Raw genomic sequence first — 12,729 nt, forward strand, 5'->3', positions numbered from 1 at the left:
GGCGTGCTGGCGACACGGTTTACCCAAGCCTGTCGCTGGGGCGGTATTGCGGCCCTGGGAGTCGGCTACGCCGTGCTCTCCCATCTGGCCGCCGCCTCGGCGACGCCCGGCCTGCTTGAAGCCCTGGTCGCTGTGCTTCCGCTGCTGGGACTTGCCTTTGTTCTGGCCTGGCGTTCACCACAACGCACCACCATGCTCGCTCTTTGCGGGGTGGCTTGTTTCGGGTTTTATCTTGCCCGGCAGTGGCTGATTACCCACTACAACTGGGTCTTCCTGCTGCAGCATGCGGGCATGTACGCCCTGCTGTGCGGAACCTTCGGCCGAACACTGGTACAGGGACAAACACCGATGATTTCGCAATTTGCCCGCATCGTGCATGGCGAACTCTCGCCCGCACTGGTTTCCTACACACGCTCTGTCACCTGGGCCTGGGCGCTTTATTTCGGTAGCGTGGCGGGGCTTTCCCTGCTGCTCTTCTGGCTTGCTCCCGTCTATGTCTGGTCCACGTTTGCCAACCTGCTGGGCATGCCCCTGCTCGGACTGATGTTTGCGGGCGAGTATTTGGTTCGCTGCCACACGTTGCCGGTTGAAGACCGTGCCGGCCCGCTGGAGTCGATTCGCGCTTATCGGCAGGCTTCCGCCGAAAACCGCGCACGCCGGCCATGACGACATTTCCGCTGATCGCCCATACCCAGGCAGATGATGTTGTGGCTTGCGGCCATGGCCAGACCGTCACCGCCGGGCATTTTCTGGCCGACGTGAGACAGCTTGCGGCGGCCCTGCCGGCAGGTAAACATGTACTCAATGTCTGCGCGGACCGTTACCGGTTTGCTGTCGGCATGGCGGCCGCACTGCTGGCCGACAAGATCAGCCTGCTGCCGCCCACGCTGACACCAGAAATGGTGAAACAGGTCCGCAGCTTCGCGCCGGATGTGTTTTGCCTGGCGGACCAGCCACAGAGCTTTACGCTTCCATTGCTGCATTGGGCGGATGCGATGCCTCCCCGTTCGCCAGACACCGCAAGCGTGGCGCCCTACGAGGTCCCGCAGATTCCCGCGTCGCGAATTGCCACCATCATGTTCACCTCCGGTTCTACCGGCACGCCCGTGGCGCACCGCAAAAGCTGGGGTGGGCTGGTCCGCAGCGCGCGGGCGGAAGCCGGCCGGCTCGGCCTGCTTGATGGCCGCAAGCACAGCATCGTGGCGACCGTACCGCCGCAACATATGTTCGGTTTTGAATCCACGGTGTTGCTGCCCCTGCAAAGCGGTGCCATTTTGGTGGCCGCTCACCCTTTTTATCCCGCTGATATCTGCACCGCGCTGGCTGAGAGCGGGCGCCCCCGCATGCTGGTGACCACACCGGTGCATCTAAAAGCGCTGATGTCCTCAGGACTGGATATTCCAAAGACCGATCAGCTGTTGTCCGCCACGGCACCCTTGCCACCGCAGCTGGCTTTGGCCACCGAGGAGCGCCTACAGGCCCCGCTGCTGGAAATCTACGGATCCACCGAAACCGGACAAATCGCCACGAGGCGCATGACCCAGGACGAGGCGTGGACGCTTTTCCCAGACGTCACATTGAGTGTCAAGCAGGGGCAAACCTGGGCCTCGGGCGGCCATATCGATCAATCCACCCCTTTGGCCGACGAACTTGAATCGCTGTCAGAAACACGCTTTATCCTCCATGGCCGCACCGCCGACCTGATCAATATCGCAGGAAAACGAAGTTCTCTGGGCTACCTGAACCACCAGCTCCACGCCATACCGGGCGTGATGGACGGCGCCTTTTTCATGCCCGACGACGGCCCCGGCGACACCGTGGTTCGGCTGATGGCTTTTGTGGTGGCCCCGGGCCTGACGGCACCGACCTTGCTCGCGGCGCTGCGGGAACGTGTCGATGCCATTTTTATCCCACGGCCGCTGGTGCTGCTGGACGCATTGCCCCGCAACAGCACCGGTAAATTACCCCGAGATATGCTGGCTGCGTTGGCCCGCGAACACCTTCAAAAGAGGCCTTTGTCTCCGATGGAAACCCGCTTTTCCATTGAGCCTGACCATCCAGCGTTTGCCGGGCATTTCCCTGGCTCGCCGATCGTTCCGGGCGTGCTGCTGCTCGACGCCGCGCTGCACGCCGTGCGGCAAGCGCGTGGCACCCCTGGTTCGGCAGGCGCCACAGTCCCTGCGGATATCTGCCAGATCAGCTCGGCGAAATTCCTCAGTCCCGTGGGCCCAGGTGAGACATTGACAATTTCCTGCACGAACACGGCCTCTGGCGGCACGCGCTTTGACATTTGCAGCGGCGACCGGAAAGTCGCCACAGGCACGCTGGTGCTGTCGCCGTCCCCATGAACGCAGCACACGGAGCGAACGCAAAATCGGGAGCCGAATGGCAGAAGGTGCCCGAGCGCAGCAGCGGTTTCATGTTGCGCGTCATGACCTGGATTTCGCTGAACATGGGCCGCAGCACCAGTCGCATCGTCCTCTACGGGATCGCAGCCTATTTTCTTGCTTTTGCACCGGCGGCGCGCCGCATGTCACGCAACTACTTGCGCCGCGTGCTTGACCTGCCCTCCCCCGCTGCGGTGGGCTGGCGTCACCTGTTCCAGCACTTCCTGAGTTTCGCGTCCACCATTCACGACCGTGTTTACCTGCTCAACGACCGCTTCGAGCTTTTTGACATCCGTGTGCACAACCAGCCCTTGATCGATCAGGTGGTGGCGGACGGCAAAGGCGTGTTCCTCATTGGCGCGCATATGGGCAGCTTTGAAGTCTTGCGTGCCATTGGTCGCCAGCAGCCCGGCTTGCGCATCGCCATGGTGATGTACGAGGAAAACGCGCGCAAGATCAACGCCGCTTTGAGCGCCATCAATCCCAAAGCGGAGATGGATGTCGTGGCATTGGGGCACATCGACTCGATGATCAAGGTGCACGAGCTGCTGGATCAGGGCGCCGTGGTTGGCATGCTGGGCGATCGTTCGCTGGGCAACGACGACACCCATTTGATCGAATTCCTGGGAGACGCAGCTGGCCTGCCGCTGGGGCCTTTTCGCATGGCGGCCATCCTGAAGCGCCCGGTGTTGTTCATGACCGGCCTGTACCGCGGCGGCAATCGCTATGACATTCACTTCGAGCCGCTGGCCGACTTTTCTGCGCTGCCGCCGCGCGGGCGCACAGTCGCAGTGCAATCCGCCATGACACGCTATGCTGCGCTCATGGCGCAATACTGCCGCATCGCGCCTTATAACTGGTTCAACTTCTTTGATTTCTGGCGAAGCACGCCGCAACACACCGGCCGCCCTGAACAAAACTCCTGAACATATGACAGACCTTCAGCCAACCGCTTTGACCTCGCTTTCACTTCGCATGATGCGTTGGCAGCCGCACGCTGGCCGCGTGCTGGCTGCAGTCCTGCTCGGAATGGCCCTCGCCGCATTGAGCCCCGCAGCTCAAGCCGCCTGGGACATCCAGCAACTGATGGATTCGCTGGCCCAAAGCAAATCAGGGCGCGCCACCTTTGTCGAAAGGAAAAATATCGCGATGCTCGACAAGCCGGTGGAGTCGTCAGGAGAGTTGCTTTACACCGCGCCCGACCGGCTCGAAAAAAAGACACTCAAGCCCAAGCCCGAATCCATGGTGATCAATGGCACAGAACTGGTGATTGAACGCGGCAAGCAAAAATATCAGCTGCGGCTTCAGGCCTACCCGGAGCTGGCGGCGTTCATCGAGAGCATCCGGGGCACCCTGGCAGGTGACCGCAACGCGCTGGAGCGCAACTACCGGCTCAGCCTGGAAGGAACAGCTGAGCGCTGGACCCTGCAGTTGCTGCCCCTTGATCCCAAAATGCAGGCCGTGATCCAGCGCATCCGGATCACGGGTGTGCGTGACCAGTTACGCACCATCGACATCGCGCAGGCCGATGGCGACAGCTCCACAATGACCATCGAACAAGTGGCTGCCCCGTGACAAACGGCGCACGCGGCCGCATCACGGCCATTGCGCTATGGCTGGTTTTCCTGATCGGTTGTGGCGTTGTCATCGCCCGCACACATTTCACCACCGACCTGTCGGCGTTCTTGCCGCGCACACCGACACCCGAGCAGCAACTGCTGATGGACCAGCTGACCGAAGGGCTGGCTTCACGGCTTATCCTGGTGGGAATAGAAGGTTCCGATGCGCCCCAGCGCGCAGAACTTTCCAAAAAAATCGCGCAGCAGCTCCGCACCGATCCAGCCTTTGCCAGTGTGTCCAACGGCGAGCCTGTCAATGTCGAGCGTGATCGCAACTTCCTGCTGACAAACCGCTACCTGCTCAGCCCGTCGGTCACGCCGGAGCGCTTCAGCGCAGACGGCCTGCATGCAGCCCTCGGCGACAGCATTGAACTGCTGGCTTCGCCCGCAGGTCTGATGGTGAAGGCCTTGCTGCCGCGCGATCCTACGGGCGAAATGGTGCAATTGTTGGGCCAGCTCAACAGCGGCAGCCAGCCGAATCAGGCCTATGGTGCCTGGGCCTCGAAAGACAGCCAACGAGCCTTGCTGCTGCTGCAAACGCAAGCCGCAGGGTCTGACACGGACGCCCAGCAACGTGCCATGGAGGCGATTCATCAGGCGTTCAACGCAGCTGGCGGTACCGCGAGCGGCGCCAGCGTCGTCATGGCGGGCCCCGGCGTGTTCTCGGTCACATCCCGCGAAACCATCCAGAGCCAGGTCAGCCACCTCTCAATGATCAGCGTGGTGTTGATCGCAGCACTGTTGCTGCTGGTTTATCGCTCCGTCAGCGCGCTGGTGCTGGGTTTTGTGCCCGTAGTGACCGGCGCACTGGCAGGGGTTGCCGTGGTCAGCCTGGGGTTCGGCTCGGTGCACGGCATCACATTGGGCTTTGGCACGGCCCTGATCGGCGAGGCAGTGGACTACTCCATTTATCTTTTTGTGCAGTCCGAAGACGACAGGGATCAGTCGCACTGGGTCAAGCGCTTCTGGCCTACCATCCGCCTCGGCGTTCTGACTTCCATCGCAGGCTTCGCCTCCCTCCTCTTTTCGGGTTTCCCGGGGCTGGCACAACTCGGCCTGTATTCGATTGCCGGCCTTGTCGTGGCGGCCGCGGTGACCCGCTACGTCCTGCCTCATCTGCTGCCGCGTCACTTTCGTATTCACGATGTGTCGGCCATCGGTCATCTGCTGGGCAGACTGGTGCAGCGTGCGACGTCTCTGCGATGGGCCGCCGTGGCCCTGCTGGCGGCAGCCTGTGCCATCCTTGCGATGCACCACGACAGTCTGTTCAATGACAAGATATCTTCGCTGAGCCCCGTTTCCCAAGCCGATGTGGCGTTGGACGAAAGGTTGCGCGCGGACATGGGGGCGCCTGGCGTACGGTATGTGGTCGTGGTTTCCGGCGCCAACCGTGAGGCAGTGCTGCAAACCGCCGAGCAGGTTTCCAGCCTGCTCCAGGCACAGGTCGAGCGCGGCGAGATCGCCGCGTTTGAAAGCCCCAGCCGTTACCTTCCAAGCCTTGCCACGCAACGCGCCCGCCAGGCCAGTTTGCCCCCGGCTGAGGTTCTGCAGGCACGAATGGCGCAGGCAACAAAAGGCCTGCCAGTGCGCGCGGAGGTATTCGCGCCCTTCACGGCTGACGTCACCGCCGCACGCAATCAGCCCTTGTTGCAGCCGGTCGACCTTGAAAAAACCTCCATGGCGATGGCGCTGTCCGCGTTGCTTATCGGCAAAGAAAGCCGCTGGAGTGCTTTATTGCCGCTGACAGCGCCTCAGGGGCGCAACATTGACGCACACGTCATTCGCAACGCGCTGGCTGCCAAGGCCCTGCCCGGGGTGCTTTTCGTCGACATGAAGAGCGAGTCAGACCACCTGTACTCCAGTTATCTGCGCGAGGCGATCATGCTATCGCTGGGAGGTCTGGCCGTCATTGTCGCCTTGCTGTTGGTAGTTTTCCGGTCATTCGCACGCGTGCTGCGGATCATTGCACCGCTGGCGGCCGCGGTCATCACGGTGACGGCGGGGCTGGCGCTGCTGGGCCAGCAATTGATCCTTTTGCATCTGGTCGGGCTGTTGCTAGTTGTGGCAGTGGGCTCCAACTACGCCCTGTTTTTTGACCGGCCCAATCCCAGTGCCCCGGTGGCGCCGCGGACGCTGGCTTCCATGCTACTGGCCAATCTGACCACCGTTGCGGGTTTCGGGCTGCTGGCTTTTTCCAAGGTGTCTATCCTGCAGGCCATGGGCGTCACCGTCGCCCCTGGCGTCATTCTGGCTCTGATCTACGCGGCAATTTTTGCCAGAAAACCGCATGCCTGACTTCATTTGGAAGCCCAGCATCCTGATACGTGCAAGTCTCGCATTGCACGCGGCTGCACTTGTCGCTGTTGTGATTGATCCCGGTCAATGGCGTTGGCCGCTCACCGCCGTGATCCTTAATCACCTGCTTCTCACTGCTGTGGGAATGTGGCCTCGCAGCCGGTGGCTGGGCCCCAACTGGACGCGCCTGCCCGAAGCCGCTGCTGCCAGACGGGAAGTCGCCCTGACCATTGACGACGGGCCTGACCCTTTGGTCACCCCGAAGGTTCTGGACGTGCTCGACCGGTACGCGGTTCGCGCGACTTTTTTCTGTGTCGGGGAGAAGGCATCCCGCTACCCCGAACTATGCCGGGAGCTGACGCGGCGCGGGCACGCCGTGGAAAACCACAGCCAAAACCACCGCCACTGGTTTGCGTTGACCGGCCCACGCAGCATGTTGCGCGAGCTGCAGGCGGCACAGGACACCTTGACCCAATTGACCGGTCAGCGGCCCCTTTTCTTTCGCGCGCCCGCCGGCCTGCGAAATCCCTTTCTGGATCCCGTGCTGGCACGGCTCGGCTTGAAGCTCGCCAGCTGGTCCGCTCGCGGCTTCGACACGCGTGTCGGCGATCCCGGACGCGTCAAAGACAAACTCACTGCCGGGCTACAGGCCGGTGCCATTTTGCTGTTGCATGACGGAAATGCAGCACGTACACCCCAAGGTGTTCCGGTCATCCTGGATGTCCTGCCGGCTTTGCTGGAATCCATCGCGGCGGCAGGCTTGCGCACCGTCACCCTGCGACAGGCCATCACATGAAGCCAACTCCGTCCCGGCAAAGTCCGTGGCCCCAGATCGGGCGTGTCATCTTCCAGCACTTTTACCTCAAAGGCATTGGAACCATGGCTTTCATCGCCGTCTTTTTCGGTGCCTATTTTTATCTGCTCAAGCACCCGGCATTTCCGATTGTGGTGATGCCGCTGACGTGGCCCGACCGCCTCATCGGCTTTGAGCCGCTGGCCCTGCCTGTGTATCTTTCGCTGTGGGTTTATGTTTCATTGCCTCCGCTGTTCTTCAGTGACCGAAGTGAACTGCTGCGATATGGTGGTGCGATTGCTTTGACCTGCCTGGCGGGCCTGCTGGTGTTTTACTTTTGGCCCACGGCCACCCCTCCAGCAGATATCGATTGGGTGAAATACCCTGAAATGCTTTTCCTGAAAAACATGGATACCGCGGGCAATGCCTGTCCATCTCTGCATGTTGCGACAGCGGTTTTTTCAGGCATCTGGCTGCACTACCTGCTGATCCGGTTTACCGTACCCTCATGGTTGCTGACGGTGAATGCCATCTGGTGTTTCGGCATTGCCTATTCAACGTTAGCCACGCGGCAGCATGTCGCAGTAGATGTCTTCGCAGGCATACTGCTCGGGGGACTGGCAGCGTGGCTGTCCCTCTTTCTTCACCAACGGCGCATCGCAGGCAGGTAACAGCTGGTGTCCGGCAAGGCGGGCACGCCGAATCTGCCGGCTTGTTTTGCTAAAGTGTCCTTTTCTTTCAGACAGGCTTTTCTCTGTACCCTCTTCGGCTTTCCCATTTCACTGCGACCAGTAGCATAGGCTGCGGTCTTGTGCAAACTCTTGACGCACTGCGTGCGCGGCGGGGCGGGCTCGCGCCATCCAGCTTCGACACGGTCGACTTGCCAACTTTTGTGGGCGAAGTCGCCGGCGTTGACGACGTGCGGCTTCCCGCGCAGTGGGCCCGCTTCGATTGCCGTAACAACCGGCTCGCGTTGATGGGACTCCAGCAGGACGGTTTTTCCCAGGCCGTTGCCGCTGCCGCTGAAAAATACGGTGCGAGTCGCGTCGGGGTTTTTATCGGTACCAGCACGTCGGGCATTCTTCAGACAGAACTGGCCTACCGAAGGCGCGACCCGGTGAGCGGCGCCCTTCCCCCCGACTTCATCTACGGAACAACACACAACACATTTTCCGTGGCCGACTTCACACGCCACTATCTGGGGCTGACGGGCCCCGCGGTGGTGGTTTCGTCAGCGTGCTCTTCAAGCGCCAAGGTGTTCGGGTCGGCGCGAAGGATGATGCAAGCGGGCCTGATCGATGCCGCGGTGGTGGGCGGCGTCGACTCGCTGTGCTTGACCACCTTGTATGGGTTCAACTCGCTGGGCCTGACTTCCACGCAGGCTTGCCGGCCATTCGACGCCGCGCGAGACGGCATTTCCATTGGCGAAGCCGCGGCTTTCATATTGCTGGAACCTGCATCGGCGCAACCCACTCCCGGCGACGTGCTCTTGTGGGGTGTTGGCGAGTCCAGTGACGCCCATCACATGTCCTCGCCGCACCCCGAAGGCCTGGGCGCCCGGCTGGCCATGGAGCAGGCCTTGGCCATGGCCGGCCTTGCCCCGGCCGCGATCGACTACATCAACCTGCACGGCACGGCCACGCCCAGCAACGACGCCGCAGAAGCCAAAGCCGTATCAGGCGTGTTCGGCAACGGAACGCCCTGCAGCTCTACCAAGGGCGCCACCGGCCACACCCTCGGCGCTGCAGGCGGGATTGAAGCCGTGATCTGCGCGCTCGCATTGCAGAACGGCTTCAAGCCCGGCGGCATCAACACCACCGCGTGCGATCCCGACTTACCCGTCGGCTACCTGACAGACAACCAGGAGATCGCTCCGCAATTTGTACTCAGCAATTCCTTTGGTTTTGGCGGCACCAACTGCAGCCTCATTTTTGGCCTTGCCGGCTGATCCCGACATGACATATCTGAAATCCAGCCCAGCGCAGACCTTGACCGCCTTCGTGGACGGTGTCGGGCTGCTGGGCCCGGGACTGGTCAGCTGGGCGCAAGGGCGTGAGCAATTCAAGGGCAGTGCCCCTTACCAGCCTGTGCGCTGCGTGCTGCCCGCCCCCATGGCATTGCCCCAGGCCGAACGCCGCCGGGCGGGCGCCGTCGTGAAGGTGGCCTTGGGGGTGAGCGAAGAGGCCATTGCGGCATCCGGGCTGGAGGCTGCCTCTTTAATTTCCGTCTTCTCGTCGTCGAGTGGCGACGCCGTCAATTGCCATGAAATCTGCAGCGCGCTGGCGTCCAGCGACCGGCTGATCTCGCCCACGCGTTTTCATAACTCCGTGCACAACGCCGCCTCCGGATACTGGAGCATCTCAAGCAGTTCGATGGCTTCTTCGTCGGTGCTTTGCGCGCGTGACGCGAGCTTTGCCGCGGGCCTGCTCGAAGCCATGACCCTGGTAGCGACGGAACAGATACCCGTGCTGCTCGTGGCCTACGACACCGATTACCCCGAGCCGCTGCACAGCACGCGCCCCATTCCCGACACCTTCGGTCTGGCCTTGGTGCTGGCGCCTTGCCGCAGCGAACGCAGCCAGGCGCAATGGACACTGGAACCCGGCGACTGCCTGACGGCATTGCCGGCAGACCGGCTGGCCGACGCGGCGCTTGAGAAAATGCGTACAGACATTCCAGCAGCGCGTTGCCTGCCCTTGCTGTGGAGCACGGCACGGCAGCGGAGCAGCCGCGTTGTGCTGGACTACCTTGAGGGCCTGCAGCTCACCCTTCAGGTGGCCCCATGACTCTTATGGCACTGATACCCACCCCAATGATCAGCGCTCCGCCGGCGCTGGAGCACGGCGAGATTATGCGTCGCATTCCCCATCAGGGCCGCATGTGCCTGCTGGATCAGGTGACGTCATGGGACGAGAGCCAGATTTTTTGCCAAGCCACCAGCCACAGAGCCATCGACAACCCCCTGCGCGCCTATGGGCGGCTTGGGGCCGCATGCGGCATTGAATACGCGGCACAGGCCATGGCCGTGCACGGCGCACTGATCTCCGAATCTGCTGCCGTGCCGGGATCATGCGCCGCCGAAGGCACCAACGGTTACCTGGTCAGCGTTCGCGGTGTCACCCTGTACGTCGACAGGCTTGACGACGTCGAACTCGACCTGACCATCCATGCCGAGCGCAGCAGCGGTGATGCAGCCAGCATTTTGTATGGTTTCACGGTCCATGCGGGACCTGCCCTGCTTCTGTCGGGGCGCGCCGTCGTGATACTGGAGGCACCCGCTCAAACCTCAACCGCTCTATCCAGAGGAAAACCATGAACGCCCCCGCTCCCAAACGCGCGCTGGTCACAGGCGGCAGCGGCGCGATCGGTTCGGCCATTTGCCGGCAGCTCGCTGCCGACGGATTCCATGTCCTTGTGCATGCCAACCGTGGCCTTGAGGCGGCGTCGGCGCTGGTCGCGTCAATCCAGGCTTCAGGCGGCCTCGCCGAGGCCGTGGCGTTTGACGTCACCGCACCCGCCGCAACCGCCACCGCCCTGGAAACGCTCTTGCTGCAAGGGCCGATCCAGGTGATCGTGAACAACGCCGGCATTCATGACGACGCGGTGTTTCCCGGCATGCAGCTGCGGCAATGGCAACAGGTCATCGACGTGTCGCTCAACGGCTTTTTTCATGTCACCCAGCCGTTGATGATGCCCATGATCCGTACGCGTTGGGGGCGTGTCATCAACATCACGTCGGTAGCCGCAGTCACGGGCAACCGGGGACAAGTCAATTACTCAGCGGCCAAGGGTGCATTGCATTCGGCCACCAAATCTCTCGCGCTGGAAGTCGCCAGCCGCGGCATCACCGTCAATGCCGTTGCACCGGGCATCATCGCGACGCCCATGAGCCAGGGCAGCTTTGACGCTGCGGCGATTGCGCAGATGGTGCCCATGAAGCGCGCCGGCAAGCCCGAAGAGGTGGCAGACCTCGTGAGCTTTCTGGCTTCGGATCGGGCGGCTTACATCAGCGGCCAGGTTATTTCCGTCAACGGCGGCATGATTTAAACAACAAGGAATTCCATGGCTACCCCCGAAATCACCCCTACCGTGCATGCACCCCATGCCCCCCTGACCGAGTATTACAAGACAGAGCAGGACCGACAGGCATATCTGCGCAAGATTTTTGACAGCACGGCAGCCGACTACGACCGCATCGAAGCCATTCTGGCTTGGGGCAGCGGCTCCCGTTATCGGCGCGATGCACTGATTCGCGGTGGCCTCAAGCCGGGCATGAAAGTGCTCGATGTGGGCGTGGGAACCGGGTTGGTTTCAGCGCAGGCCTGCCTGTTGACGGGCGACCCTGCCCTGGTGACCGGCGTGGACCCCAGCCCCGGCATGATGGCTGCCAGCAAGCTGCCCAAAGCCATGGCGCTGGTGGAAGGCCGGGCCGAATCGCTGCCGTTTCCAGACAACCATTTCGATTTTTTGAGCATGGGTTATGCCCTGCGCCACATCAGCGATCTGGGCGTGGCATTTGCAGAATTCGAGCGCGTGCTAAAGCCCGGGGGCCGGCTCTGCGTGCTTGAAATCACGCAGGCAAAAAGTAGCTGGGGCCGGTGGCTGCTTAAAACCTACATGCGCGGCGTGATTCCCCTGCTGACGCGGCTCGTTTCGCGGCAAAAAGAAACCGCATCCATCTGGCGCTATTACTGGGACAGCATAGAGGCCTGTGTTCCGCCCGAACAGGTGCTGGCTACGCTGCGTGCAGCAGGTCTGACGCAGACCAGGCAGCACCTGGAAGCCGGTGTTTTTTCGGAGTATCAGGCGATCAAGCCGCTGCCCGGCTCCGCCGCATCAGCTTAAGGCCGCTGAAATAGGCGCCTGGCCACCAGCAGCGGCAGGCGCAACACAAACCCAAGAAACAACCGCGAGTGCATCCAGGTGAGCAAGAGGTTGTCACGCAGGTAGTTGAAGTGCGACACCCCGCCCTCGTCCGGGCGAAAGTACTTCACGGTGGCCGGCAAATTGATGGGCTTGACGCCGCGCCAGCACATGCGAACAACGGCTTCCGGGTCAAAGTCGAAGCGGCGCATCCAGCGTTGCCCCGCCATCACCTCGCGCAGCGGCGCTATCGGGTAGACACGAAAGCCGAACAGGGAGTCTCCGATGCCGGCCCACAGAGTTTCCAGGTCCGCCCAGCCATTGGAAACCTTGCGGCCATTGACACGCAGACGGGGCGCGTCCGCAGCGAACACAGGCACGCCGAGCACCATGGCTGCGGGCTGGGCCTGTGATGCCGCCATGAATTCCGGAATCAGGTGAGCGGGGTGCTGGCCATCGGAGTCCATGGTCAGCACGTGCGTGAACCCCTGGGCCGCAGCCAGTTCAATACCGCTCAGTACGGCAGCGCCCTTACCGACATTGCGCGGCAGCACCACCACGTGCAGACGGTCATCACCCGCCGCCATTGCCAGCAGGCGGTCGGCGCTGCCGTCGGTGCTGCCGTCGACCACGACCCAAACGGGTGACCATTGCGCCAACGCGCTGCGGACGGTTTCGTCCACCTTGACGCCGGGGTTGTAACTGGGGATCAGCACCAGGTGAGTGCTGGGCCCGTCTCGGACAGAATCATTCATCGAGGGGAACTTGAAGT

13 protein-coding genes are annotated in these 12,729 nt (G+C 62.2%); 12 read left to right on the forward strand and 1 reads right to left on the reverse strand.

Features of this window, described 5'->3' with window-relative positions:
- The first annotated feature begins 3 nt into the window (after window positions 1–3).
- The 12 genes from ABI546_RS12870 to ABI546_RS12925 all read left to right on the forward strand — a co-directional run bounded on the left by ABI546_RS12870 (window position 4) and on the right by ABI546_RS12925 (window position 11,939).
- Window positions 4–666, forward strand: coding sequence for a hypothetical protein (locus ABI546_RS12870; protein WP_348046982.1), 663 nt, complete (start codon window positions 4–6; stop codon window positions 664–666).
- Window positions 663–2,348, forward strand: a complete 1,686-nt coding sequence (locus ABI546_RS12875; protein ID WP_348046983.1) for an AMP-binding protein — start codon at window positions 663–665, stop codon at window positions 2,346–2,348. Before ABI546_RS12870 ends, ABI546_RS12875 begins: the two co-directional genes overlap by 4 nt.
- A complete protein-coding gene (locus ABI546_RS12880) occupies window positions 2,345–3,313 on the forward strand; it encodes an acyl-CoA synthetase (RefSeq protein WP_348046984.1) in 969 nt (322 codons plus the stop codon). Before ABI546_RS12875 ends, ABI546_RS12880 begins: the two co-directional genes overlap by 4 nt.
- Before the next feature lie 49 nt (window positions 3,314–3,362).
- On the forward strand, window positions 3,363–3,962 hold the full coding sequence (locus tag ABI546_RS12885; RefSeq protein WP_348047146.1) for a LolA-related protein: 600 nt from the start codon (window positions 3,363–3,365) through the stop codon (window positions 3,960–3,962).
- Complete coding sequence (locus ABI546_RS12890) at window positions 3,959–6,301, forward strand: MMPL family transporter (protein ID WP_348046985.1); 2,343 nt, start codon at window positions 3,959–3,961, stop codon at window positions 6,299–6,301. Before ABI546_RS12885 ends, ABI546_RS12890 begins: the two co-directional genes overlap by 4 nt.
- Window positions 6,294–7,097 (forward strand): polysaccharide deacetylase family protein, encoded by an 804-nt coding sequence (locus tag ABI546_RS12895; RefSeq protein ID WP_348046986.1) that lies wholly within the window; start codon window positions 6,294–6,296, stop codon window positions 7,095–7,097. Before ABI546_RS12890 ends, ABI546_RS12895 begins: the two co-directional genes overlap by 8 nt.
- Window positions 7,094–7,765, forward strand: a complete 672-nt coding sequence (locus ABI546_RS12900) for a phosphatase PAP2 family protein (protein WP_348046987.1) — start codon at window positions 7,094–7,096, stop codon at window positions 7,763–7,765. Before ABI546_RS12895 ends, ABI546_RS12900 begins: the two co-directional genes overlap by 4 nt.
- A gap of 83 nt (window positions 7,766–7,848) precedes the next feature.
- Window positions 7,849–9,042, forward strand: coding sequence for a beta-ketoacyl-[acyl-carrier-protein] synthase family protein (locus tag ABI546_RS12905; RefSeq protein ID WP_348047148.1), 1,194 nt, complete (start codon window positions 7,849–7,851; stop codon window positions 9,040–9,042).
- Between the two features lie 7 nt (window positions 9,043–9,049).
- Window positions 9,050–9,880 (forward strand): beta-ketoacyl synthase chain length factor, encoded by an 831-nt coding sequence (locus tag ABI546_RS12910; RefSeq protein ID WP_348046988.1) that lies wholly within the window; start codon window positions 9,050–9,052, stop codon window positions 9,878–9,880.
- A 5-nt stretch (window positions 9,881–9,885) separates the two neighbouring features.
- The gene (locus ABI546_RS12915; RefSeq protein WP_348047150.1) at window positions 9,886–10,410 is read left to right on the forward strand and encodes a 3-hydroxylacyl-ACP dehydratase; all 525 of its coding nucleotides are present in this window, start codon (window positions 9,886–9,888) and stop codon (window positions 10,408–10,410) included.
- The gene (gene fabG, locus ABI546_RS12920; RefSeq protein ID WP_348046989.1) at window positions 10,407–11,141 is read left to right on the forward strand and encodes a 3-oxoacyl-ACP reductase FabG; all 735 of its coding nucleotides are present in this window, start codon (window positions 10,407–10,409) and stop codon (window positions 11,139–11,141) included. Before ABI546_RS12915 ends, fabG begins: the two co-directional genes overlap by 4 nt.
- A 15-nt stretch (window positions 11,142–11,156) precedes the next feature.
- Window positions 11,157–11,939, forward strand: coding sequence for a class I SAM-dependent methyltransferase (locus tag ABI546_RS12925; RefSeq protein WP_348046990.1), 783 nt, complete (start codon window positions 11,157–11,159; stop codon window positions 11,937–11,939).
- Here ABI546_RS12925 and ABI546_RS12930 read toward each other — a convergent pair.
- Window positions 11,936–12,712 (reverse strand): glycosyltransferase family 2 protein, encoded by a 777-nt coding sequence (locus ABI546_RS12930; RefSeq protein WP_348046991.1) that lies wholly within the window; start codon window positions 12,710–12,712, stop codon window positions 11,936–11,938. The two genes, ABI546_RS12925 and ABI546_RS12930, sit on opposite strands and share 4 nt — an antisense overlap.
- Window positions 12,713–12,729 lie beyond the last annotated feature (17 nt).

Source organism: Polaromonas sp. (assembly GCF_039932935.1).
Classification (GTDB): domain Bacteria; phylum Pseudomonadota; class Gammaproteobacteria; order Burkholderiales; family Burkholderiaceae_C; genus Polaromonas.